Source organism: Streptomyces sp. NPDC031497, assembly GCF_055580905.1.
In genome coordinates this window covers 1-23240 of sequence record NZ_JBVIKO010000038.1, presented here as the reverse complement: position 1 = coordinate 23240, position 23240 = coordinate 1, and the positions used below count along the sequence as shown (strand labels likewise).

Sequence of the window (23240 nt, the reverse complement as noted above, 5' to 3'; positions counted from 1 at the left end):
CCGAAGGAGGACCAGTGCACGCCGTGTTGCGCCGGGTTACACGCGGGAATGGCTTCTACATAGGCGAGATCTTCCATGCCGCCGCGCGCCGCAAGGCCACCACCGAGGTGACCCTCGACCACCCCCTGCAGTGGGCCCCCGAACGGGGAGTGCACTTCACCGTGGGCGAACTGGCCGATCAGATCGACGAACTCGCCGCCCGGTTGTGGGCCGCGGGCGTCCGGCCCACCGAGCGCGTGGCGCTGTACAAGACCGACAACTTCGACATCGCGCTGCTCGCCTGCGCGGCCGCGCGGATCGGCGCGGTTCCCGCGCTGTTGTCACCGGCCCTCGACGGCAGCGTCGTGGCAACCTTGCTCGGTCGTCTGGAGGAGCCCTGGCTGGTGACCGATGGTGACACCCTCGCCGGAGCCCTCGGCGACGTCCGGATGGACGGCCTGGTGCGGGCGGTCCTTCTGTCGGCGGGGGACGCCGGCCCGCGCACCGAGCATGTCCGCACCCTGGCCGCGTACGACGGCGCGCCGCGCCGCGAACCGGTCTTTCTGCACCCGCGGCAGCCGTCGCTGATCACCCACAGCTCGGGTACCACCGGCATTCCCAAGCTTGCCGTGCACTGCCCCGAGGCGGGCTGGCACCGGCTTGTGCCGCAGCGGATCGTGGCATGGCCGATCCGGGAGCGGGAGACGGCCGCATTGTGCATCACCTTCGTCCACTCCCGCTTCTACCAGGGGTTGGCGATGTTCCTGAGCCACGGCAACCCGCTGGTCATCGCCGTCGACCCGGCGCCGGACCGTATCGGCCCGCTCTTCGTCAGGACCCGCCCCGGATACATCGAGACTCATCCCAACACGTACATCGACTGGGAGGAACTCGCCGACGCCCCCGGCGCTCCGCTGGCCGGTGTCCGCGTCTTCGGAGCCACCTTCGACGCCATGCATCCGCGCACGATCCAGCGCATGCTGGGAGCGTCCGAGCGGCAGCGGCCGGTGTTCGTCCAGTTCTACGGGCAGTCGGAGATCGGTCCGATGGCGGGCCGCTGGTACACCCGGCGCAGTGCCCACAAGGCGGACGGACGGTGTGTCGGGCTGCCGCTGCCCGGCTTCATCTCCATGCGCGTCGTCGACTCCGAGGGCAAGCGGCTGCGCGCCGGGCGGACCGGCCATCTGGAGGTACGCAGCCGCACCCGGATCCTCACCTACCTCGGCGAGGACAACCGGTACCAGAGCCAGCTCCACGACGGCTGGTGGCGGGTCGGCGACATGGGTCGGCTCAGCCGCTGGGGGTTGCTTCACCTGATGGACCGTGAGGTCGATCGGATCGACACCATGGACAGCAACCTGGCGGTCGAGGATCTGTTGATGAGCCGGCTCGAAGAACTGCGTGAGGTGGTCATCGTGGCCGGACCCGGGGGTGAACCGGTCCCCGTGGTCGCCACCCTCGGGGAGCGGCCGCTCGACGAACAGCGGTGGCGGCAGGCGACCCACGACCTTCCACCGATGGAGCCGTTCCGTCAGTTCCGCTTCGAAGACCTGCCACGCACCTCGACCAAGAAGATCCAGCGTCCGGAACTCGTTCGGCTGGTTCGCGACGGCCTCCCCCGCGCAGGCGCAACGGGTGGCCGCCAGGGATCCGACGAAACCATGGAGGCATGACGATGGACGACTCCGCGGGCCGCCGGCTCGTCGAGCTGATGGCCGGGTTCTGGAAGACGCAGGCGGTCTGGATGGCCACCGAGATGGGAGTCATCGACGCCATCGCGGCGAGCGGACGTGCGACCAGCGTCGGCCTGGCGCTCGATGTCGATGCCCACCCCGACGCACTGGGGCGGCTGTTGCAGTTCCTGGACAGCCTCGGCGTGATCAGCGGTGACGAGGCCACGGGGTACGTCCTGACCCCGGTCGGGGAACTGCTGCGGATGGGTACCCGCGACTCGATGCGTGACCATGTCCGCATCTACGGCTCGCACTTCTACCAGGCGTGGGGTGCCCTGTCCCACTCGATCAAGACCGGCCGGTCCGCGTTCGCCTATGTGTACGGCAGCGACCTGTTCACGTATCTGCACCAGCACCCGGAGACATCCCTCACCTACGAGCGGGCCATGGTCGCCGGCACACTGTTCTTCTCCGAGGTCAGTCGTGTGTACGACTTCTCGCGGGCGCGGCGCATCGTGGACGTCGCCGGCGGTCACGGGGCGCTCCTGAGCGAGATCCTGAAGGCGAACTCCGGCCCGCGCGCCGTCCTCTTCGACGCACCGCACGTCATCGAGGAGACCGTGGACCGCCCGATCGCCACCGAGTACGCCGACCGCTGCGAGCGGGTGCCCGGCGATTTCTTCGAGACCGTCCCCGAGGGCGGCGACGTCTACCTTCTCTCGCGCATTCTGCACTGCTTCGACGACGAGGCGTGCCACCGCATCCTCACCAACTGCCGTCGTGCCATGGCACCCGACGGCCGACTGCTGATCGTGGAGCGGCTGCTGGCCAAGAGCACCGGCTCGTCGCTCACCGAGGGGTACAACATGCACATGCTGGTGGTCCTCGGCGATGGCCGGGAACGTGACGAGGCGCAGTACCGGGCTCTCCTCGACAAGGCGGGCTTCGAGTTGCGGTCCACCCACCCGTTGCCCCTGGAGACCCATCTCATGGTCGCCGTACCGCGCTGATCGCCTACTGACACACCATGGCCGCGCCGTCCGTGGGGTGACCGCCCACCGGTCGCCTCACGGCAGGCCGCGTCAGTCCACTGGCGGAGTACCCGTGGATACCCGCCACGGTGATCGCCGAGCGGATCGGCTGGGAACGGTCACTGTCGGTGCTGAAGCGGCGGGTGCGGGAACTGCGTGTGCCTCGGAGGCCACCAAGTGCGCCGACACGTCACGGGCCGGCCGCACGGCGTCGTCACGCGGCGCGTCTGCCCAGAGGCGTCCGAGACGAGCGCCGCCGCTGTGTCGCGGGGGGCAGGGCCCATTTCCTCAGCACTCGATGATGTTCACCGCCAGCCCGCCCCGGGCCGTCTCCTTGTACTTGACGCTCATGTCGGCGCCCGTGTCCTTCATGGTCTTGATGACCTTGTCCAGGGACACCTTGTGGGAGCCGTCGCCGCGCATGGCCATGCGGGCCGCGGTGACCGCCTTGACCGCGGCCATGCCGTTGCGCTCGATGCAGGGGATCTGGACCAGGCCGCCGACCGGGTCGCAGGTGAGGCCGAGGTTGTGCTCCATGCCGATCTCGGCCGCGTTCTCCACCTGTTCCGGGGAGCCGCCCAGCACCTCGGCCAGCGCGCCCGCCGCCATCGAGCAGGCGGAGCCGACCTCGCCCTGGCAGCCGACCTCGGCGCCGGAGATGGACGCGTTCTCCTTGAAGAGCATGCCGATCGCGCCGGCGGCGAGGAGGAAGCGGACCACGCCGTCCTCGTCGGCGCCGGGGACGAAGTTGATGTAGTAGTGCAGGACGGCGGGGATGATGCCGGCCGCGCCGTTCGTGGGCGCGGTCACCACCCGGCCGCCGGCCGCGTTCTCCTCGTTCACGGCCATCGCGTAGAGCGTGATCCACTCCATGGCGTGCGCCAACGGGTCGCCCTCGGCGCGCAGTTGGCGTGCGGTGACGGCGGCACGGCGGCGGACCCGCAGGCCGCCCGGGAGGATCCCCTCCCGCGACATCCCGCGCGCGACGCAGGTCTGCATCACCCGCCAGATGTCCAGCAGACCCTCGCGGATCTCCTCCTCGGTGCGCCAGGCCCGCTCGTTCTCCAGCATCAGCGCGGAGATCGACAGACCCGTCTCCTTCGTCAGGCGCAGCAGCTCGTCGCCCGTGCGGAAGGGGTACTTCAGGACCGTGTCGTCCAGCTTGATGCGGTCCGCGCCGACCGCCTCCTCGTCGACGACGAACCCGCCGCCGACCGAGTAGTACGTCTTGGACAGCAGCTCCGCCCCGGACGCGTCGTACGCCCAGAGGGTCATGCCGTTGGCGTGGTACGGGAGTGTTTTGCGGCGGTGCAGCTTCAGGTCCGCGTCGTAGGTGAACGCGATCTCGTGCTCGCCGAGGAGCGACAGGCGCTTCGTGGCCTTGATCGTCTCGATCCGGTCGTCCGCGGTCTCCACGTCGACCGTGCGCGGCGAGGCGCCCTCCAGGCCGAGCAGCACCGCCTTCGGGGTGCCGTGGCCGTGGCCGGTCGCACCGAGCGACCCGTACAGCTCGGCGCGTATCGACGCGACGGAGTCCAGCAGCCCCTCGTTGCGCAGCCGCCGTGCGAACATCCGGGCCGCGCGCATCGGGCCGACGGTGTGGGAGCTCGACGGGCCGATGCCGATCGAGAACAGGTCGAAGACCGAGATGGCCACGGGAACTCCTCCGAAAGGGGCGGGGGCACACGCCATCGGGTGCCCCCGCCGGGGAACTACTTGTTCAGACCGGGGTACAGCGGGTGCTTGCCGGTCAGGGCCTGGACCCGGGCCTTCAGGGCCGCCGCGTCGTAGGACGGCTTCAGCGTCTCGGCGATCACGTCCGCGACCTCGGTGAAGTCCTCGGCCGTGAAGCCGCGCGTGGCCAGCGCCGGGGTGCCGATCCGCAGACCCGAGGTGACCATCGGCGGGCGCGGGTCGTTCGGGACGGCGTTGCGGTTGACCGTGATGCCGACCTCGTGGAGGCGGTCCTCGGCCTGCTGCCCGTCCAGCTCGGACTCGCGCAGGTCGACGAGGATCAGGTGGACGTCCGTACCTCCGGACAGCACGTTCACACCGGCCTCGCGGGCGTCGGGCGCGGTGAGGCGCTCGGCGAGGATGCGCGCACCGTCCACCGTACGACGCTGGCGCTCCTTGAACTCCTCCGAGGCGGCGACTTTGAAGGAGACCGCCTTCGCCGCGATCACGTGCTCCAGGGGACCGCCCTGGAAGCCCGGGAAGACGGAGGAGTTCAGCTTCTTCGCGAAGGCCTGGCGGGCCAGGATGATGCCGCCGCGGGGACCGCCGAGCGTCTTGTGGGTGGTGGAGGTGACCACGTCGGCGTACGGCACCGGGTTCGCGTGCAGACCGGCGGCCACCAGGCCGGCGAAGTGGGCCATGTCGACCCACAGGTACGCCTCGACCTCGTCGGCGATCCGCCGGAACTCGGCGAAGTCCAGCTCGCGCGGGTAGGCCGACCAGCCGGCGATGATCACCTTCGGCCGGTGCTCCTTGGCGAGCCGCTCCACCTCGGCCATGTCGACGAGACCGGAGTCGTCCACGTGGTAGGCCACGACATCGAACTGCTTGCCGGAGAAGTTCAGGCGCATGCCGTGGGTCAGGTGCCCGCCGTGGGCGAGGTCGAGGCCCAGGATGGTGTCGCCGGGCTGGGCCAGCGCGAACAGGGCGGCCTGGTTGGCGGAGGCACCGGAGTGCGGCTGCACGTTCGCGTACTCGGCGCCGAACAGCTCCTTCACCCGGTCGATGGCGATCTGCTCGGTGACGTCGACATGCTCGCAGCCGCCGTAGTAGCGGCGGCCCGGGTAGCCCTCGGCGTACTTGTTGGTGAGGACCGAGCCCTGCGCCTCCATGACCGCGACCGGAGCGAAGTTCTCCGAGGCGATCATCTCCAGGGTGGACTGCTGGCGCTCCAGCTCGGCGTCGACCGCGGCCGCGACCTCCGGGTCGAGCTCGTGCAGGGGCGTGTTCAGAACGGACATCTGTTTCTACGACTCCTCAGCCGGTGTCTGTGCGGCCCTCAGCCGGCGGTGAAGGCGGTGTACTCGTCGGCGGAGAGCAGGTCGGCCGGCTCGTCCGTGACGCGCACCTTGAACAGCCAGCCGCCCTCGAAGGGGGCCGAGTTCACCAGGGACGGGTCGTCCACGACGTCCTCGTTGATCTCGGTGATCTCACCGGTGACCGGCGAGTACAGGTCGGAGACCGACTTGGTCGACTCCAGCTCGCCGCAGGAATCGCCCGCGGTCACGGTGTCACCGACGGCCGGGAGCTGGACGAAGACGACGTCACCGAGCGCGTTGGCCGCGTGCTCCGTGATGCCGACCGTCGCCACGCCGTCCGCGGCGGCCGACAGCCACTCGTGCTCCTTGCTGTAACGCAGCTGCTGGGGGTTGCTCATGGCCTGAATTCTCCTGTACGCGGGGGAGTGCTGGTGAAAGAGGACTGCTGGAAACACGCGTGAGCAGCGGAAATGTGCGCAGGGTCACGCGCTGCCGCGCTCAGTGTCTCCCTGTGGATCTGCTTCTGGCGCCGCGGGTCTACTTCTGGCGCTTGTAGAACGGCAGTGCCACGACCTCGTACGGTTCGTGGCTGCCCCGGATGTCCACGCCCACGCCCGCCGTGCCCGGCGCCGAGTGCGCCGCGTCGACGTACGCCATGGCGATCGGCCTGCCCAGCGTGGGGGAGGGGGCACCGGAGGTGACCTCGCCGATCACCTCGCCGCCCGCGACCACCGGGTACCCGGCACGCGGCACCCGGCGGCCCTCGGCGACCAGGCCGACCAGCACCCGCGGCGGCTTCGCCGCGGCACGGTCGGCGGCCTCCTGAAGCGCCTCGCGCCCCACGAAGTCGCCGTCCTTCTCGAACTTCACCACCCGGCCGAGCCCGGCGTCGAAGGGGGTCAGCGAGGTGGTCAGCTCATGCCCGTAGAGCGGCATGCCCGCCTCCAGGCGCAGGGTGTCCCGGCAGGACAGCCCGCAGGGCACCAGGCCCACCGGGGAACCCGCCTCGGTGAGCGCCTGCCACAGTTCCACCGCGTGCTCGGGCTTCACGAACAGCTCGAAGCCGTCCTCGCCGGTGTAGCCGGTGCGCGCGATCAGCGCCGGGACCCCGGCGACGGTGCCGGGCAGCCCGGCGTAGTACTTCAGGCCGTCCAGGTCGGCGTCGGTCAGCGACTTCAGGATCCCGGGCGACTCCGGTCCCTGGACGGCGATCAGCGCGTACGCGTCCCGGTCGTCCCGCACCTCGGCGTCGAACCCGGCGGCGCGCTCCGTCAGCGCGTCGAGGACCACCTGGGCGTTGGAGGCGTTGGCCACCACCAGGTACTCGGTCTCGGCCAGCCGGTAGACGATCAGGTCGTCGAGGATGCCGCCGTCGGCCCGGCAGATCATGGTGTAGCGGGCGCGCCCGACGCCGACGGAGGCGATGTTGCCGACCAGGGCGTGGTTCAGCAGGGCGGCGGCCTGGGGGCCGGTCACGGCGATCTCGCCCATGTGGGAGAGGTCGAAGAGCCCGGCCCTGGTCCGCACGGCGACATGCTCGTCGCGCTCGGATCCGTAACGCAGGGGCATGTCCCAGCCGGCGAAGTCGGTCATGGTGGCGCCGAGCGAGCGATGCAGGGCATCGAGCGCGGTACGGCGGAGTGCGGCGGAATCGGAACTGCTCATCGGTCGGTCGTCTCCCAAAGATCCCAGGGCATGACAGGCGAGGTCTGTCCTCCCCATCTGTCATCGGAACCTGAGAGGTTCGCCCTGACCACGTCGGTGGTCACGGCTTGCACCTTGGGTGGGGCCACCGACACGGCGGCCCGCTTTTCAGATGTGCCTCGCCCGCGCGGTAACGGGGGCCTGAGAGATTCAAGGGAGGGACTTGCTCCTTCGGCGCCCCAGCGAAGACGGCTGGGGACTCTCCCGCGCGGATTCAAACGGCCGGTATGCAGTTGGCGGGCACATCATTGCATGCCGGGCAGAGCTTTGTAACAGGCCTGTGGCCGGAAGCGGACGGAACCGCGAGACACCGTGCATTACCTTCTCTTTACGGTAAGCGGGGAGAACCTTTCCTGAACCCCCAGGGAGGACGATCACGGTGACAAGGACCACGGCATACGCGACGACGGGCATCGCCCTGCCCGAGCAGTCGACGGCCCCGGCCCGCGAGCGGTGCGGGGGGCTCCCCCACGCTCGCCTGCGCTCGCGCGGGGGGACCCCCATGGCGCCGGTCGTCCGCGATCTGCGCGACCGGGCCGGCCGCAGCCCGCACGGCCTGCTCTTCGGCCCCCGTGACCTGGTCGTGGTCACCGGGCTGCCCGGCAGCGGCAAGTCCACCCTGATGCACCGCACCGTCCAGGGCACCCGGATCGACTCGCAGGACACCCGCGACCGCTGGGACGCCCGGCTGGCCCGCTTCCTGCCGTACGCCCTCTACCGCCCGCTGGTCCGCCTCGCGCACTACGCCGGACTGCGCAGCGCGCTGCGCACCGGCGAGGGCGTGGTGGTGCACGACTGCGGTACCCAGGCCTGGGTGCGCGACTGGCTGGCCCGCGAGGCCCGCCGTCGCGGCGGCACCCTGCACCTGCTGCTCCTGGACGTCACTCCGGGCACGGCACTGGACGGGCAGCGCGAGCGCGGCCGGGGCGTCTCCCGGTACGCGTTCCTGCGCCACCGCCACGCCGCCGCCCGCCTGGTGCGCGCGGCGGAGCAGGGCGGGCTGCCCGAGGGCGTGGGCTCGGCGGTGCTCCTTGACCGGGACGCGGCGGACGTGCTGTGTCGGATCGCCTTCCGGAAGGCGGAGAAGCCGGCCGGGTGAGGCTTTCCGGAAAGCGGAGCGGCTCACGGGGTGAGGCATTGTCACAGCCACCCGCTAGCCTTTTCAGTCTCAGCAGCAGTGGATTCCAGCAGGCGGTAGGCAGATGGACTTCCCGGCGGACATTCCCGCGGACTTCCCGGCACAGGCGCACCCCCACCCGCACGGCGGTTGGCCCGGCAACGAGCTGGAGGAGGTGCTGTCGGCCTCCCTCGGCGTCCCCGCGGCGGCGGGCCGCCTCATCGAGGTAGTGGCCCGCAGTTTCCTGTGGGTCCCGCTGCCGGAGGGCGGCGGCCCGCACAGCGGCCCGCTGGACCTGCCCACCACGGAGATCCAGGGCGGGGTGTACGTCCCGGTGTTCAGCTCCGAGGAGCAGTTCCGCCAGGTGGTCGGCTCCCATCTGTCGTACACGATCGCCCCGGCCGTCGAGTTCGCCCGCGGTCTGCCCCCGCAGGTCGGCATAGCCGTGAACCCCGGGGGAGTGGTGGGCGTCCCGCTGCCGCCGGAGGCGGTCGCCGAGCTGTGCCGGACCGGCCGCAGCGAACTGGACGGCCCCGCCTCGGGCGGCCGGGTCCGGCTCTTCGAACCGGACTGGCAGGACGACCCGATGGACTTCCTGGCCGCGGCCTCCGCCGAGTTCGCGGGCACCGGCGTGGTCGCCACGGCCCGCCGCTGCCTGGCCGCGGTCGAGACGGCGGACCCCGTGATGTTCGTGGGCGTCGAACTCTCCCGGTGGGAGGGGGACATCAGGGCCCTGCCCCTGGACGCGCTCGGCAAGGCCCTCGGCCGGGTCCCGGTGAAGTGGCCGGTGAACCTGGTCCTGCTGGACGTGGCGGACGACCCGGTGGGCCACTGGATGCGGGAGAACGTCCGCCCCTTCTATCAGTACGGTCACTAGGAACCCCCTGAGGACAGCCGGCCAGGGGCGCGGGGCGGTGCCGATGTGCGGCTCCGCCGCGTGGGCGCCACCGGTCACCGACCAGCCGCACCCGCCGACGGACAATCGGCCTCCACCCTCTCCGCGCTTAAGCTGTCTCCGAACGCGGGGCGACCTCCAACGCGGGGCAACTCAATGAAGGGGCGGTAACACGTGAGCGCCAGCGGCACCGCGGCGACCGGACAGGTCGAGCACATGCTGCGCCAGGTAACCCCCGGGCGCTACGACGCCTACGAGGCACTCCTCCGCGCCCTCGCCACGCCCTCCTCCGGCCAGATCTGGATGCTGCTCTGGCACGGCCAGGCCGGCTCCCCCGACGCCCAGTACGGGAACATGGAGGTCGACGGCTACGGCTACGCCCCCTGTGTGACCTCGGCCCAGGAACTGTCGGCGAGCGGCTGGAACCGCTCGTACGAGGTGGTCGACAGCCTCGACGTGGCCCGCACGCTCTATCCCGACCACTTCGGTCTGTGGCTCAACCCGCACGCCCCGGGCGGCGGCGTCGGCGTCCCCTGGCTGGATCTGCGCCGGATCGCGACCGGCCTGGACCGCCAGCCCGCGGGGCCGCTGCGGCTCGCGGAACCGGCCATCGAGATTCCGCAGTTCTATGCGCTGCTGTCGCAGAACGCCCACCGTACGCCCGCGATCCGCTCACTGCGGCGCGCCTGGGTACAGCCGGCGCTCGGCGCGCCGTATCTCGCGATCGGGCTCGACGTGTACGACACGTCGCCGCCGACCGTGGACTCGGTGCGGGCGATGATGCAGCAGTCCATCGGGGCGGTGCCGGACGGGCTGCCGGTCTCGACGGTCGCCATGACCGACGAGTACGACCCGGTGGTGATGTGGATGCGTGCGACGGCACGGCCGTTCTACGACCGCGAGGCACACGCCCCGGCCCCGGCGGCGGGGTACGGGTATCCGCCCGCGCGGTACTGACCCGTCGAACGATGGGGCCCGCCCTGTTTCACAGGGCGGGCCCCATCGTTGATTTCCGGCGTGTGCCGAGACCTCCGCGGATTTCTTACTTCGGCTTCGGGGTGCAGGCCTCGTTCTTGCTCTGGCACGAGGCGAAAAGCGGGTACGCGGTGATGGCGTGCACGGTGTTCGATTTCACCTTCACCACATCGCAGTTCGGCTTCTCCACCCACTTGGTGGTGGAGAACGGCGTGTACTGGACCTTCGGCTGGACGTAACCGTAGTAATGGCCGGCCACCGGCAGGGAGAAGGAGACGCTGTTGTCCTTCTTGGTCTGCTTGGTCACGTTGTACGCGTAGCTGCCGTCGACCTTGATCTTGAGGATCTTACGGATCTCCCATTCGAGGCTCACGCCCACCGAGACGGTGTGAGAGGTCTGCCGTACCGTGCTGAAGGCCAGGTCGTACTTCAAGGTGGCCCTGGAGGAACTGCTGTTGTAGGCCCCGACGCGGTCGCCGATGGCCGAGTAGTACGGCTTGCCCGACTTCTTGATCGTGTAGCTGACCTCGCCTCCCCGGCAGGACGCCGGGCCCGTCGTGCCGGACGCCGCCGCACTGGCCGCGGGGGCCAGGGCGACCGCACCCATGATGAGGGAGGTCGATGCAAGGGCCGAAAAAGTGGTTCTGCGTACGCGAGACGACATTCGCGTTCCCCGTTTCCTGGATTCCCGGACGCTATTTGTATTGTCCGTCGTCCGGTAATTCTTGGGCGGTGAGCGGCTTGCTCTCCGCCGATGACGGAGAAGTTATCGGGCGGAAATGAAAGCTGGCAAGCCGATTCGAATTGTTGCCCGTGAGCACCCTCAAATGACGCTCAAATTCCACTTCCGCTAGACTCGGCGTAGTCCAGGGATTGCGTCGAATGTCCGCCCTGTGGGCGGGGAGGAAAGCGGCCTCTTGCTGTGAACTGGACACCACGCTTCGTAGTGTGATGTGCATCACTCTTTCCGGGTCGTTGTCCGCCTGCCGGGCGGGGGTCGTCGAGTGGGCCGTCCGGTGGCGAGTTGATGGCGCGTCGTCCAGGAGAGCCTTGCTCAGTCCTCGTCTTCGCGCGTAGATGAAGGCGAAAAGGGTCGATTGCGTCCCTCTTGGGGTGATTGGCTCCGTCCGACCCCCGTTACCCACCGTTCGGATAACGGAATCCCTCGGCCTGCATCACGGTTGCGCATACTTTCTCCGTCAGATCTGGCGGGTGATCGCGGCAAAGCTGAAGACTCGCCACTCAGGCGTGAGGTTTAAACCTCGCGATCATGCAAGTCGACAAAGCCGCAATCCGCGGCTGGCGTAGGCCGGTTACCGCCGGCGAGAGGGGTCGGGCCACAGTGACCGCACCGATCGAGACCACTGGAGCGGCATCCGAAGTGCAGCCGGAGGCTGTGCTGGAAGGTGTCGGCAAGGGTCAGATCGAGGGCCGTTCCCTCGGGCAGATCGCCTGGACCCGGTTCAAGAAGGACAGAGTCGCCGTGGCCGGCGGCATCGTTGTCGTCCTGCTGATCCTCGTCGCGATCCTCGCCCGCCCCATCCAGGCCCTGCTCGGCCTTGACCCCAACGCCTTCCACCAGGACCTGATCGACGCCAACACCTCGCTGCCGACCGGTGGCTGGGGCGGCATGAGCCTGGACCACCCGCTCGGCGTGGACCCGAAGTTCGGCCGGGACATCGCCACCCGCGTCCTGGAGGGCTCCTGGGTGTCGCTGGTGGTCGCCTTCGGCTCGACCATCCTGTCCAACGTGATCGGCGCGATCATGGGCGTCGTCGCGGGCTACTACGGCGGCCGTGTCGACTCGGTCATCAGCCGGCTGATGGACACCTTCCTCGCCTTCCCCCTCCTGCTGTTCGCCATCGCCATCTCCGCCACCCTCCAGGGCGGCGCGTTCGGCCTGAACGGACTGCCGCTGCACCTGAGCGTGCTGATCTTCGTCATCGGCTTCTTCAACTGGCCCTACCTGGGCCGGATCGTGCGCGGCCAGACCCTCGCCCTGCGGGAGCGCGAGTTCGTCGACGCCTCCCGCGGCATGGGTGCCAAGGGCCCGTACATCCTGTTCCGTGAGCTGATGCCCAACCTGGTCGGCCCGATCATCGTCTACTCGACGCTGCTGATCCCGACCAACATCCTCTTCGAGGCGTCCCTGAGCTTCCTCGGCGTCGGCATCCAGCCCCCGCAGGCGTCCTGGGGTGGCATGCTCCGCGAAGCCGTGACGTACTACCAGGTCGATCCGCAGTACATGATCGTGCCCGGCCTTGCCATCTTCATCACCGTCCTGGCGTTCAACCTGCTCGGTGATGGTCTCCGCGACGCTCTCGACCCGCGCAGCCGCTGACGCCTGCTGTCACCGAGAGCCCGACAAGTTTCCGACAATGGAGGGGAACCCACCCATCATGCGAAGGTCAGCGCTGGCCGCGATCGCGGCCATCGGCTCCGCCACCCTGCTGGTTGCAGGGTGCAGCAAGGCCGATGACAACAAGGACGGCAACGGTGGCGGCAGCTCCGCCGCGGCCAACGCGGCTACCAAGGGTGTCGTCAACGCGTCCGACAAGAAGGGCGGCACGGTCACCTACGAGCTGTCCGACGTCCCGGACTCGTTCGACCCCGGTAACACGTACTACGCGTACATGTACAACTTCAGCCGGCTGTACGCCCGCCCGCTGATGACGTTCGAGCCGGGCCCCGGTTCCAAGGGCAACACCCTGGTCCCGGACCTCGCCGCGAGCAAGGGTGTCCCGAGCGACGGCGGCAAGACCTGGACGTACAAGCTGCGTTCGGGCCTGAAGTACCAGGACGGCACGGCGATCACGTCCAAGGACGTCAAGTACGCCGTCGAGCGCTCCAACTTCGCGCGTGACGTGCTCTCCCTCGGCCCGAACTACTTCCAGCAGTTCCTGGTCGGCGGCGACAAGTACAAGGGTCCCTACAAGGACAAGAGCGCCAAGGGCCTCTCGTCCATCGAGACCCCGGACGACACCACGGTTGTCTTCCACCTGAAGCAGGCCTTCCAGGAGTTCGACTACCTGGTCTCGGCCCCGCAGACGGCCCCGGTCCCGCAGGCCAAGGACAACGGCGTCGACTACGTCAAGAACATCGTGTCCTCGGGCTCGTACCAGTTCCAGAGCTACCAGGACGGCAAGCAGGCCGTGCTGGTCCGCAACAAGAACTGGGACCCGAAGACGGACCCGCTGCGCAAGCAGCTGCCGGACAAGATCGTCGTCAACCTGAAGGTCAACCCGGAGACGGTCGACAAGGACGTCCTGGCCGGCGACGCGATCGACCTCGGCGGCACGGGCGTCCAGGCCGCCACGCAGGCCCAGGTGCTGACCGACTCCGCCAAGAAGGCCAACACGGACAACACCTACGGTGGCCGTCTGGTCTACATGGCGATCAACACCAAGCTGAAGCCGTTCGACAACGTCGCCTGCCGCAAGGCCGTCGAGTACGCGATCGACAAGGTCTCGGTGCAGACCGCCGAGGGCGGCCCGATCCGCGGTGACGTCGCCACCACGGTGCTGCCGCCGGACATCCCGGGCTACACCAAGTCGGACGTCTACGCCACCACCGGCAACAAGGGTGACGCCGCCAAGGCCAAGGAGCAGCTGCAGGCCTGCGGCAAGACGTCGATCAACACCAACATCACGGCCCGCTCGGACCGTCCGCAGGAGATCGACGCCGCCACGGCGATCATCAACTCGCTGAAGAAGGTCGGCATCAACGCGACCCTCAAGCAGTACCCGTCGGGCAAGTACTTCACCGACTACGCGGGTGTCCCGAACTTCGCCAACAAGCAGAACGTCGGCCTGATGATGATGCAGTGGGGTGCCGACTGGCCGTCCGGCTACGGCTTCCTGCAGCAGATCCTGAACGGCCAGGCGATCAGCCAGTCCGGTAACACCAACCTGTCGCAGTACGACAACAAGTCGGTCAACGGCCTGCTGGCGAAGGCGATCGGTACGCAGGACGACACCACGCGCAACGGCCTCTACACGCAGATCGACAAGCAGACCATGGACGATGCCGCCCTGGTGCCGCTGACGTACTTCAAGGTCCTGCTGGCGCGCCCGACCACCTTCACCAACCTGGTCTCCACCGCGGCCTTCAGCGGTCAGTACGACTACCTCAACATCGGCGTCGCGTCGAAGTAGCAGCCCCGGAAGGCAGGTGAAGGCATTGGTGCCCGCGGGCCGAGAGGCCCGCGGGCACCAGCGCCGATCCCCGTGATCTCGTACATCCTCCGTCGGACGCTCGCAGCGGTGATCCTGCTGCTGGTCGTCTCCGCGGTCACCTTCGCCATCTTCTTCGTGCTGCCGCGGCTGGCCGGGCAGACCGCTGATCAGCTGGCGCAGCAGTACATCGGCAAGAGCCCGTCGAAGGCGGACATCGCCGCGGTCAAGCACAACCTCGGTCTGGACCAAGCCGTCTACGTCCAGTACTGGCACTTCATCAAGGGGATCGTCTCCGGCGCCACCTATGATCTGGGCCCCACCACGGTGCACTGTGACGCGCCGTGCTTCGGCTACTCCTTCAAGACCCACCAGGCCGTCTGGCCGCAGCTCACCTCCCGGATGCCGGTGACCCTGTCGCTGGCCCTCGGCGCGGCCGTCCTGTGGCTGGTCTCGGGTGTGGCGATCGGCGTGGTCTCCGCGCTGAAGCCGCGCTCCTTCTTCGACCGCACCTTCATGGGTGTGGCCCTCGCCGGCGTCTCGCTGCCCATGTTCTTCACGGGCAACCTGGCGATCCTGCTCTTCACCTATCAATGGCCGATCTTCGGCCGAACGTACGTCCCGTTGACAGAGAACCCGGCACAGTGGGCCAACACCCTCATCCCTGCCTGGTGCTCGCTGGCTCTCCTGTATTCGGCCATCTACGCGCGGCTCACCCGCTCGGGCATGCTGGAGACGATGAACGAGGACTACATCCGTACGGCCCGCGCCAAGGGCCTGCGCGAGCGCAAGGTGGTCGTCCGGCACGGACTGCGCGCCGCGCTCACCCCGATCATCACCGTCTTCGGCATGGACCTCGGTCTGCTGCTGGGCGGCGCGGTGATCACCGAGACCGTGTTCTCACTGCACGGCATCGGCCAGTACGCGGTGCAGGCGATCGACGACAACGACCTGCCGCCCATCCTGGGTGTGACCCTGCTCGCCGCCTTCTTCGTCGTCATCGCAAATCTCCTGGTGGACCTGCTCTACGCGGCCGCCGACCCGCGGGTGAGGCTCTCGTGACCGAACTCTCCAAGACCGGCGCCGCCGTGGGCGAGCCCACGCCGGCCGCCCCGTCCGACGCCTTCCTCGAAGTCCGAGACCTCAAGGTGCACTTCCCGACGGACGACGGCATCGTCAAGTCCGTCGACGGCCTCAGCTTCTCGCTGGAGAAGGGCAAGACCCTCTCCATCGTGGGCGAGTCCGGCTCCGGCAAGTCCGTCACCTCGCTGGCCGTCATGGGCCTGCACCGGCTCGGCGCCCGCGGCAAGAACGTGCAGATGTCCGGCGAGATCTGGCTCGGCGGCAAGGAGCTGGTGAACGCGTCCCCGGACGAGGTACGCCGGCTCCGCGGCCGCGAGATGTCGATGATCTTCCAGGACCCGCTGTCCGCGATGCACCCGTACTACAAGGTCGGCGACCAGATCGTCGAGGCGTACCGGGTTCACAACAACGTCAGCAAGAAGGTCGCCCGCACCCGCGCCATCGAGATGCTCGACCGGGTCGGCATCCCCGAGCCGGCCAAGCGCGTCGACGGCTACCCGCACGAGTTCTCCGGCGGTATGCGCCAGCGCGCCATGATCGCCATGGCCCTGGTCAACAACCCGGAACTGCTCATCGCGGACGAGCCGACCACCGCCCTCGACGTCACCGTCCAGGCGCAGATCCTCGACCTGATCCGCGACCTCCAGAAGGAGTTCGGCTCCGCGGTCATCCTCATCACCCACGACCTGGGTGTGGTGGCCGAGATCGCCGACGACGTGCTGGTGATGTACGGCGGCCGGTGCGTGGAGCGCGGCCCGGTCGACGAGATCTTCGAGAAGCCGCAGCACCCCTACACCTGGGGCCTGCTGGGCTCGATGCCGCGCATCGACCGGGAGACCTCCGACCGGCTCATCCCGGTCAAGGGCCAGCCGCCGAGCCTTATCAACGTCCCCTCGGGCTGCGCCTTCCACCCGCGCTGCCCGTACGCGGACCTTCCCAAGGGGAACGTCACCCGCACGGTCCGTCCCGAGCTGCAGCAGGTAGACGGCGGTCACTGGTCCGCCTGCCACCTCTCGGCCGAGGACCGCACGCGGATCTGGACCGAAGAGATTGCGCCGAAGCTGTGAGCGACACGAAGAAAACCGATGACGCCGTCATCCCGCAGCAGGCGTCGCCCTCGTCGGATCGTGAAGTGCTGCTGAAGGTCGAGGGCCTGCAGAAGCACTTCCCGATCAAGAAGGGCATCCTGCAGCGCCAGGTCGGCGCGGTGAAGGCCGTCGACGGCATCGACTTCGAGGTGCGCAAGGGCGAGACCCTGGGCGTGGTGGGCGAGTCGGGCTGCGGCAAGTCGACCATGGGCCGGGTCATCACCCGCCTCCAGGACCCGACCGGCGGCAAGGTCACCTTCGAGGGCCAGGACATCACGCATCTGTCCGCCGCGAAGATGCGCCCGCTGCGCCGCGACATCCAGATGATCTTCCAGGACCCGTACGGCTCCCTGAACCCCCGGCACACCATCGGCTCGATCGTCTCGGCGCCGTTCCGGCTCCAGGGCGTCGAGCCGGAGGGCGGGGTCAAGAAGGAGGTCCAACGCCTCCTGGAGCTGGTGGGCCTGAGCCCCGAGCACTACAACCGCTACCCGCACGAGTTCTCCGGCGGTCAGCGCCAGCGCATCGGTATCGCCCGTGCGCTCGCCCTGAAGCCGAAGCTGGTGGTGGCCGACGAGCCCGTCTCCGCGCTGGACGTGTCGATCCAGGCCCAGGTCGTCAACCTCATGGACGACCTCCAGGAGGAGCTGGGCCTCACGTACGTGATCATCGCGCACGACCTCTCGGTCGTCCGGCACGTCTCGGACCGGGTCGCGGTGATGTACCTCGGAAAGATCGTCGAACTCGCCGACAGCCCGAAGCTGTACGAGTCGCCGATGCACCCGTACACCAAGGCCCTGATGTCGGCGGTGCCGGTCCCGGACCCGAAGCGGCGTGGCCAGAAGAGCGAGCGCATCCTGCTCCGCGGCGACGTCCCGTCGCCGATCGCGCCGCCCTCCGGCTGCCGCTTCCACACGCGGTGCTGGAAGGCCACGGAGATCTGCAGGACGACCGAGCCGGCGCTCATCGAGCTCCGCCCGGGTCAGCGGGTCGCCTGCCACCACCCGGAGAACTTCGCCGACCAGGCTCCCCAGGACACGGTCCTGTTGAGCGCGGCGAAGGAGGCCTCGGAGCTGGTGGGCCAGGCGGTCCTGGAGGAGACGCCGGAACCGGCGGCGGAAGCCACGGAGCCGACGCCGGCATCCGAGCCGGAGCCGGCGTCCGAGCCGGAGTCGGCGTCCGAGCCGGAGTCGGCACCCGAGCCGGAGTCGGTATCCGAGCCGGAGTCGGAGTCGGAGCCGGAGCCGGAGTCGGCACCCGAGCCGGAGTCGGCGTCCGAGTCGGAGTCGGCACCCGAGTCGGAGTCGAGCGCCGAAGCCACGGATGACGTCTCCACAGCCGCGTCACAGAAGTCCCAGGAGTCAACGGACAAGTAGCCCATGACACAACTGGGTAAAGACATGTACATGTCCTAACGGGAGGGCGCAGAGTCGACCGTGTCTGTTCGCTGACCGGCACACTCAAAAGGGACGACTCATGCGCCTCTCCCGTTCGGCACGTCTGGCGGCTGTCGCAACCGCGGCAGCCGCCTCCTTCGTCATCGCGGCCGCCCCCGCCCCCACCCCGGGTGCCGCGGGCATCGGTGACCCCTACTTCCCGCAGCTCGGCAACGGCGGCTTCGACGCCCGCCACTACGACCTCGACGTGGCGTACAACCCGGACACCGACCGTCTCGACGGCCGTACGACCCTCACCGCCCGCGCCACCCAGAAGCTCTCCTCCTTCGATCTCGACCTCCAGAAGCTGGAGGTCACGCGCGTCGAAGTGAACGGCAGACGCGCCGAGTTCACGCGCACCGGCGACGAGATCACCATCACGCCGAGGAACCCGCTGTCCAAGGGTCACGAGTTCACCGTCTCCGTCACCTACGGCGGGATACCCGAGGCCCTCAACGGCCCCATCGTCTTCGGCTCCGACTACGGCTGGATGAAGACCACCGACGGCGTCTTCGTCGCCTGCGAGCCCAACGCCGCCTCCACCTGGTTCCCGTCCAGCGACCACCCCTCCGACAAGGCCACCTACGACATCCGGATCAAGGCACCGAAGGGCCTGACCGGTGTCTCCAACGGCCGGCTGGTCTCGACGTACGACAAGGGCGCCTCGACGTACAGCCATTGGCGCGAGAGCAGGCCCATGGCGACCTACCTCGCCACCGCCACCATCGGGAAGTTCGACGTGCGGACGGGGAAGACGCCCTCCGGCATCCCGATCTACGTCGCCATCGACCCGGTCCTCGCGAACAGCAACAGCGTCGACGTGTACGCCGTGACGGCCGCCGCCACCGACTACTGGTCGCAGGTCTTCGGGCCGTACCCGTTCGAGGAGACCGGCGCCATCGTCGACGACATGCCGGAGGCGGGGTTCTCGCTGGAGGTGCAGAGCAAGCCGGCCTACTCGGCGGTGCGCAACGAGACGACGATCGTGCACGAACTGGCCCACCAGTGGTTCGGCGACTCGGTGAGCGTGGCGCAGTGGAAGGACATCTGGCTCAACGAGGGCTTCGCGACCTACGCCCAGTGGCTGTGGGCGGAGCACCAGGGCACACGCTCGGCCCACGACTCCTTCCAGGCCGGCTACGACTCCCGCGCCGCCGACAACCCCTTCTGGCAGATCACCGTCGCCGACCCGCAGCGCGACACCATGTTCGCCTCCGCCGTCTACCAGCGCGGTGCGATGACCCTCCAGATGCTGCGCGAACGGATCGGGGACACCGCCTTCTTCAAGCTCCTCCCCGCCTGGACGAAGCTGCACCGCTACGGCAACGCGAACACGGCCGACTTCATCCAGCTCGCCGAGAAGGTCTCCGGACAGCAGCTCGACGACCTGTTCCAGACCTGGCTGTTCACCCCAGGGAAACCCGCCCTGTAAGCCTGGCTTTGTAAGGTCCATGCACCCTGACAGGTCACAATGTCAGGGTGCAGCTCCAGCAACTCTTCTCTCCCTCCGTCCAGCACACGCTCGACGTCATCGGCATCTTCGTGTTCGCGATCTCCGGCGCGCTGCTGGCCGTCCGCAAGAACTTCGACGTCTTCGGCATCGCCGTGCTCGCCGAGGTCACCGCGCTGGGCGGAGGGATCTTCCGGGATGTGATCATCGGGGCGGTGCCCCCGGCCGCCTTCACGGACCTGGGGTACTTCATCACCCCGCTGCTCACGGGGCTCGTGGTGTTCTTCCTGCACCCGCACGTCGAGCGCATCCAGTCGTCGGTCCTGGTCTTCGACGCGGCCGGCCTCGGCCTGTTCTGCGTCACCGGCACCACGAAGGCGTACTCCTACGGTCTCAACCTGACCGCATCGGTCGCCCTCGGGCTCGCCACCGCGGTCGGCGGCGGTGTGCTCAGGGACGTGCTCGCCAACGAGGTTCCCTCGCTGCTGCGCTGGGACCGCGACCTGTACGCGGTCCCGGCGATCGTCGGGGCGACGATGGTGGCGCTGTGCATCCACTACGACGCGCTGACCCCGTTCACCAGCGGGCTCGCGGTCGTCACCGCTTTCGTGCTGCGCCTGCTCGCGATGCGGTTCCACTGGCGAGCGCCGCGTGCGTGGAATCGGCGGACGACGGTTCGCGAGGAGTAGTGCCGGACGGGGCACGGCTCTGGCCCATGTTGACCGTCAGCCATGCGAAGACCGCCGGCACCTGGGGACGCCACAGCGCCATGTTGTGGCCGCCCGCACTGCGCGGCAGGAACACCACGTGCACGGTGGTCGGGGCCTTGGCGACCTGTTCGAGCGCCACTCCGGCCTGGTAGCCGTCGCCGGACTCACCGGACAGGTAGAGGGCGATCCGGGGCGGCGCGGCCGCCTTCCGGAGCAGCAGATAGGGGTTGTTCCGCTCGCGCAGGGCGACGCTCTGCGCGGCGAGTGAATTGCGTTCGCCGATCGGGTCGTTGTAGCCGGACAGGCTGATCGCGGCCCGGTAGCGGTCCGGGTGGGCGACGGCCAGCTTGACCGCGCAGTGCGCGCCCGCCGAGTAGCCGGCGACCGCCCAGTTCGCCGGGGCCGCGGCGGCGCGGAAGTTGTCGGTCACCATCCTCGGCACGTCGATGCTGAGCCAGCTGTCGGCGTTCACCGTGCCCGGGATGTTGGCGCAGCCGGTGTCCACGCCGGCCAGCAGGTTGGTGCGCGGGGCGACCAGGATGAAGGGCGCGACCCTGCCGCTCCTCATCAGCGGCTCCAGCTGCTCGTGCACCTTCAGCGAACCGAACCAGGCCTTGGCCGAGCCGGGATAGCCCGGCAGCAGCTCCACCACCGGGAACCGGTGGTTGCGGTACGCCGGTTCGTCGTACTGGGGCGGCAGCCAGACGTAGACCTCGGCGTTCACGCCCGAGACCCGGCCCTTGAGCTGGGTGACCCGTACCCCGCCCGCCGCGTGCATGGCCGCTCCCTCGGCCGCCGTGAAGGTCTGCCTCACCTTGGGCAGCCGCTTCAGCGCTATGCCGCCGGTCCCGTCCTGGCCGAGGTTCGCGGCCTGCTGGACGTGGTCGCCGGTGCCGAGCAGGTCGGCCCAGTTGTCGTACAGGTCGTTCTGGTTGTTGACCACCACGAAGATCAGCGTGACCGCGGTGGCCTGCGCGAAGAGCAGCATCAGGACCCTGGCCACGGCGCGTACGGCCTTGGGCCCGCGCATCCTCGACCACAGGACGAGCGGCAGTATGAGGGCGACCACGGACAGGACGATGGTCGTGTAGAGGAACGGAGTCCCGGTGAGGCTCATGTCCCCATAGAGGGGAATTCCCGGCTCCGGGTTACGGACGTGTCCGGACACTTACCTAGAAATTGCCGGAATCTCACCCGGCGGAGTGGATCCCCTACCCGCTGATGACGGTACCGACCGGCACCCCACCGGAAAAGCTACCGCTTAGTAATTTCCTGTTGTACTGTTCAGCCATGCCAGAAGCAGCTTCCACGCGAGCCGTGATCGGCGACAGCGAGTTCGACCGGGACACCGCGGTCACCCGGCGCGCGCCCGGGGTCTACGACATCGACCTCTCGGCCGGCTGGACCATCATCAACGCCGTCAACGGCGGCTATCTGATGGCCGTCCTCGGCCGGGCTCTCGCGGACACCCTGCCGCATCCGGACCCGTTCACCATCTCCGCGCACTACCTGACCGCGTCCCAGCCGGGCCCGGCCGTGATCCGCACGGACACCGTCCGCACCGGCCGCACCCTCTCCACCGGCCAGGCCTCGCTCTTCCAGTACGACGACGACGGCAACGAGGTCGAACGCATCCGCGTCCTCGCCTCCTACGGCGACCTCGCCGCCCTCCCCGACGACGTCCGCACCACGGCGACCCCGCCCGTCATCCCGCCCATGGACCAGTGCTTCGGCCCCGAGGACGGACCGGCGCCCGTCGACGGCAGCTCCGCCATCACCGAACGCCTGATGCTCAAGCTGGACCCGTCGACCCTGGGCTGGGCCCTCGGCGCACCCTCCGGCAAGGGTGAGATGCGCTCCTGGTTCGGCCTCGCCGACGGCCGTGACGCCGACCCCCTCGCCCTGCTCCTGGCGGTCGACGCGCTGCCGCCCACCGCCTTCGAGATCGGTCTCAAGGGCTGGGTCCCCACGGTCGAACTCACCGTCCACGTCCGCCACCGCCCCGCCCCCGGCCCGCTGCGCGTCTCCGTCACCACCCGCAACCTGGCCGGCGGCTTCCTGGAGGAGGACGCCGAGGTCTGGGACAGCACGGACCGACTGGTCGCCCAGTCGCGCCAGTTGGCCCGGGTCCGCCTCGGCTGACGTATCCGCCGGGACCCCGTTCTGTCACGGACGTGTACCAGGGAGTAAACCGCGGCTGTCCGGAAAGACGCAGGTCAGCGCGGTGACTTGGGCAGCCCTTTACCCGAATCACAGGCCGGGGACAGTGCGGGCCCAAGTACGCCCTAAGCGCCGTTGGTTGAGTGCCACGCCTCAGGACTCCCTCATCCTTTATGGAGCTGTCTCTCATGAAGCGTGTACGTCTCGTCCCCGCGGTCGCCCTGCTCGCCGTGTCTCCGCTGCTGCTGACCGCGTGCGGCTCGGGCGACTCGTCGTCGTCCTCCGGCAGTGGCAACTCCGGCCAGTCGCAGTCCTGTCAGGCGCCGTCGGGCATGCCCACGGGCAACGCCTCCGGGCGGCCGAGCGGTGCTCCCTCCGGTGCGCCCACGGGCAACTCCACCGTCAAGCCGACCGGCACCCCCACCGGCATGCCGAGCGGCGGTCCGGGCGGCGGCGGCCAGGGCGGCCCCGGCGGTGGTCAGGGCGGCGGTTGCGGCGGCGGCCAGGGTGGCCCCGGCGCGGGTGGTGCGGCGCCCAGCGGGGCTCCGACCCAGCAGGCCACGAAGAGCTGACACCAGGCGTGGCACGACAGGGGCGGGGGGGGGGGGGGGGGGGGGGGGGGGGGGGGGTGTGGGGGGGGGGTGGGGGGGGGGGGGGGGGGGGGAGGGAGGGGGGGGGGGGGGGGGGGGGGGGGGGGGGGGTGGGGGGGGGGGGGGGGGGGTGGGGGGGGGGGGGGGGGGGGGGGGGGGGGGGTGGGGGGGGGGTGGTTTTCTC

20 protein-coding genes, 1 pseudogene and 2 riboswitches are annotated in these 23240 nt (G+C 69.2%); of the genes and pseudogenes, 15 read left to right on the top strand and 6 right to left on the bottom strand.

Annotated elements, in window-relative coordinates; all coding sequences use genetic code 11:
- Positions 1–14: 14 nt before the first annotated feature.
- From ACZ5K7_RS44300 to ACZ5K7_RS44290, 3 genes and pseudogenes are all read left to right on the top strand, one after another.
- Positions 15–1652, top strand: coding sequence for a class I adenylate-forming enzyme family protein (locus ACZ5K7_RS44300; RefSeq protein WP_468923455.1), 1638 nt, complete (start codon positions 15–17; stop codon positions 1650–1652).
- Entirely contained in the window at positions 1649–2662 is a 1014-nt protein-coding gene (locus ACZ5K7_RS44295) for a methyltransferase (RefSeq protein WP_351713796.1), read from the top strand. Before ACZ5K7_RS44300 ends, ACZ5K7_RS44295 begins: the two co-directional genes overlap by 4 nt.
- A gap of 80 nt (positions 2663–2742) precedes the next feature.
- Positions 2743–2874, top strand: a pseudogene (locus ACZ5K7_RS44290) (IS21 family transposase); the annotation flags it as partial.
- 97 nt (positions 2875–2971) lie between these two features.
- Here ACZ5K7_RS44290 and ACZ5K7_RS44285 read toward each other — a convergent pair.
- The 4 genes from ACZ5K7_RS44285 to gcvT form a co-directional block, all read right to left on the bottom strand.
- Positions 2972–4339, bottom strand: coding sequence for an L-serine ammonia-lyase (locus ACZ5K7_RS44285; RefSeq protein WP_468923451.1), 1368 nt, complete (start codon positions 4337–4339; stop codon positions 2972–2974).
- Between the two features lie 56 nt (positions 4340–4395).
- A complete protein-coding gene (glyA, locus tag ACZ5K7_RS44280; RefSeq protein WP_468923448.1) occupies positions 4396–5658 on the bottom strand; it encodes a serine hydroxymethyltransferase in 1263 nt (420 codons plus the stop codon).
- Between the two features lie 38 nt (positions 5659–5696).
- Positions 5697–6074, bottom strand: coding sequence for a glycine cleavage system protein GcvH (gene gcvH, locus ACZ5K7_RS44275; RefSeq protein ID WP_351710937.1), 378 nt, complete (start codon positions 6072–6074; stop codon positions 5697–5699).
- A 139-nt stretch (positions 6075–6213) separates the two neighbouring features.
- Positions 6214–7341 (bottom strand): glycine cleavage system aminomethyltransferase GcvT, encoded by a 1128-nt coding sequence (gcvT, locus tag ACZ5K7_RS44270; RefSeq protein WP_468923444.1) that lies wholly within the window; start codon positions 7339–7341, stop codon positions 6214–6216.
- A gap of 47 nt (positions 7342–7388) precedes the next feature.
- Positions 7389–7498: riboswitch (glycine riboswitch) on the bottom strand.
- Positions 7499–7597: riboswitch (glycine riboswitch) on the bottom strand.
- A 162-nt stretch (positions 7598–7759) separates the two neighbouring features.
- On the opposite strand from gcvT, the gene ACZ5K7_RS44265 reads away from it, so the two are divergent.
- From ACZ5K7_RS44265 to ACZ5K7_RS44255, 3 genes are all read left to right on the top strand, one after another.
- The gene (locus ACZ5K7_RS44265) at positions 7760–8479 is read left to right on the top strand and encodes an AAA family ATPase (RefSeq protein WP_468923441.1); all 720 of its coding nucleotides are present in this window, start codon (positions 7760–7762) and stop codon (positions 8477–8479) included.
- A 103-nt stretch (positions 8480–8582) separates the two neighbouring features.
- On the top strand, positions 8583–9374 hold the full coding sequence (locus tag ACZ5K7_RS44260) for an enhanced serine sensitivity protein SseB (protein WP_468923438.1): 792 nt from the start codon (positions 8583–8585) through the stop codon (positions 9372–9374).
- A 192-nt stretch (positions 9375–9566) separates the two neighbouring features.
- Positions 9567–10349, top strand: a complete 783-nt coding sequence (locus tag ACZ5K7_RS44255) for an enhanced serine sensitivity protein SseB C-terminal domain-containing protein (RefSeq protein ID WP_351710943.1) — start codon at positions 9567–9569, stop codon at positions 10347–10349.
- An 85-nt stretch (positions 10350–10434) separates the two neighbouring features.
- Here the strand turns inward: ACZ5K7_RS44255 and ACZ5K7_RS44250 are convergent, their stop codons facing one another.
- Complete coding sequence (locus ACZ5K7_RS44250) at positions 10435–10974, bottom strand: hypothetical protein (protein ID WP_351710945.1); 540 nt, start codon at positions 10972–10974, stop codon at positions 10435–10437.
- Between the two features lie 735 nt (positions 10975–11709).
- Between ACZ5K7_RS44250 and ACZ5K7_RS44245 the strand changes: the two genes are divergently transcribed.
- The 7 genes from ACZ5K7_RS44245 to ACZ5K7_RS44215 all read left to right on the top strand — a co-directional run bounded on the left by ACZ5K7_RS44245 (position 11710) and on the right by ACZ5K7_RS44215 (position 20285).
- Positions 11710–12708: an ABC transporter permease gene (locus tag ACZ5K7_RS44245; protein WP_351710947.1), complete on the top strand. Its 999-nt coding sequence runs from the start codon at positions 11710–11712 to the stop codon at positions 12706–12708.
- A gap of 58 nt (positions 12709–12766) precedes the next feature.
- On the top strand, positions 12767–14521 hold the full coding sequence (locus ACZ5K7_RS44240; RefSeq protein ID WP_351710949.1) for an ABC transporter substrate-binding protein: 1755 nt from the start codon (positions 12767–12769) through the stop codon (positions 14519–14521).
- 72 nt (positions 14522–14593) lie between these two features.
- Positions 14594–15601 (top strand): ABC transporter permease, encoded by a 1008-nt coding sequence (locus ACZ5K7_RS44235; protein ID WP_351707412.1) that lies wholly within the window; start codon positions 14594–14596, stop codon positions 15599–15601.
- Positions 15598–16689 carry an ABC transporter ATP-binding protein gene (locus ACZ5K7_RS44230; protein ID WP_450973512.1) on the top strand — a complete coding sequence of 364 codons (1092 nt, stop codon included), beginning with the start codon at positions 15598–15600 and terminating at the stop codon, positions 16687–16689. The genes ACZ5K7_RS44235 and ACZ5K7_RS44230 overlap by 4 nt, the downstream gene beginning before the upstream one ends.
- On the top strand, positions 16686–18086 hold the full coding sequence (locus ACZ5K7_RS44225; protein WP_468923431.1) for an ABC transporter ATP-binding protein: 1401 nt from the start codon (positions 16686–16688) through the stop codon (positions 18084–18086). Before ACZ5K7_RS44230 ends, ACZ5K7_RS44225 begins: the two co-directional genes overlap by 4 nt.
- Positions 18087–18186: 100 nt before the next feature.
- The gene (locus tag ACZ5K7_RS44220) at positions 18187–19578 is read left to right on the top strand and encodes a M1 family metallopeptidase (protein ID WP_468923427.1); all 1392 of its coding nucleotides are present in this window, start codon (positions 18187–18189) and stop codon (positions 19576–19578) included.
- A gap of 47 nt (positions 19579–19625) precedes the next feature.
- Entirely contained in the window at positions 19626–20285 is a 660-nt protein-coding gene (locus tag ACZ5K7_RS44215; protein ID WP_351710957.1) for a trimeric intracellular cation channel family protein, read from the top strand.
- Here the strand turns inward: ACZ5K7_RS44215 and ACZ5K7_RS44210 are convergent.
- Complete coding sequence (locus tag ACZ5K7_RS44210) at positions 20194–21423, bottom strand: alpha/beta hydrolase (RefSeq protein ID WP_468923423.1); 1230 nt, start codon at positions 21421–21423, stop codon at positions 20194–20196. The genes ACZ5K7_RS44215 and ACZ5K7_RS44210 overlap by 92 nt on opposite strands.
- A 173-nt stretch (positions 21424–21596) precedes the next feature.
- Here ACZ5K7_RS44210 and ACZ5K7_RS44205 point away from each other — a divergent pair, with 173 nt between their 5' ends.
- Together ACZ5K7_RS44205 and ACZ5K7_RS44200 are read left to right on the top strand one after the other, a co-directional pair.
- On the top strand, positions 21597–22448 hold the full coding sequence (locus ACZ5K7_RS44205) for a thioesterase family protein (protein ID WP_468923420.1): 852 nt from the start codon (positions 21597–21599) through the stop codon (positions 22446–22448).
- A 206-nt stretch (positions 22449–22654) separates the two neighbouring features.
- Positions 22655–23038: a hypothetical protein gene (locus tag ACZ5K7_RS44200; protein ID WP_351710963.1), complete on the top strand. Its 384-nt coding sequence runs from the start codon at positions 22655–22657 to the stop codon at positions 23036–23038.
- Positions 23039–23240: the final 202 nt, after the last annotated feature.

Bases quoted from the DNA above. Each gene is read 5' to 3' on its own strand.
- ACZ5K7_RS44295 (WP_351713796.1), top strand. From the start codon at position 1,649: ATGACGATGGACGACTCCGCGGGCCGCCGGCTCGTCGAGCTGATGGCC.
- glyA (WP_468923448.1), bottom strand. From the start codon at position 5,658: ATGTCCGTTCTGAACACGCCCCTGCACGAGCTCGACCCGGAGGTCGCG.
- gcvH (WP_351710937.1), bottom strand. From the start codon at position 6,074: ATGAGCAACCCCCAGCAGCTGCGTTACAGCAAGGAGCACGAGTGGCTG.
- gcvT (WP_468923444.1), bottom strand. From the start codon at position 7,341: ATGAGCAGTTCCGATTCCGCCGCACTCCGCCGTACCGCGCTCGATGCC.
- ACZ5K7_RS44260 (WP_468923438.1), top strand. From the start codon at position 8,583: ATGGACTTCCCGGCGGACATTCCCGCGGACTTCCCGGCACAGGCGCAC.
- ACZ5K7_RS44250 (WP_351710945.1), bottom strand. From the start codon at position 10,974: ATGGGTGCGGTCGCCCTGGCCCCCGCGGCCAGTGCGGCGGCGTCCGGC.
- ACZ5K7_RS44240 (WP_351710949.1), top strand. From the start codon at position 12,767: ATGCGAAGGTCAGCGCTGGCCGCGATCGCGGCCATCGGCTCCGCCACC.
- ACZ5K7_RS44220 (WP_468923427.1), top strand. From the start codon at position 18,187: ATGCGCCTCTCCCGTTCGGCACGTCTGGCGGCTGTCGCAACCGCGGCA.
- ACZ5K7_RS44210 (WP_468923423.1), bottom strand. From the start codon at position 21,423: ATGAGCCTCACCGGGACTCCGTTCCTCTACACGACCATCGTCCTGTCC.
- ACZ5K7_RS44205 (WP_468923420.1), top strand. From the start codon at position 21,597: ATGCCAGAAGCAGCTTCCACGCGAGCCGTGATCGGCGACAGCGAGTTC.
- ACZ5K7_RS44200 (WP_351710963.1), top strand. From the start codon at position 22,655: ATGAAGCGTGTACGTCTCGTCCCCGCGGTCGCCCTGCTCGCCGTGTCT.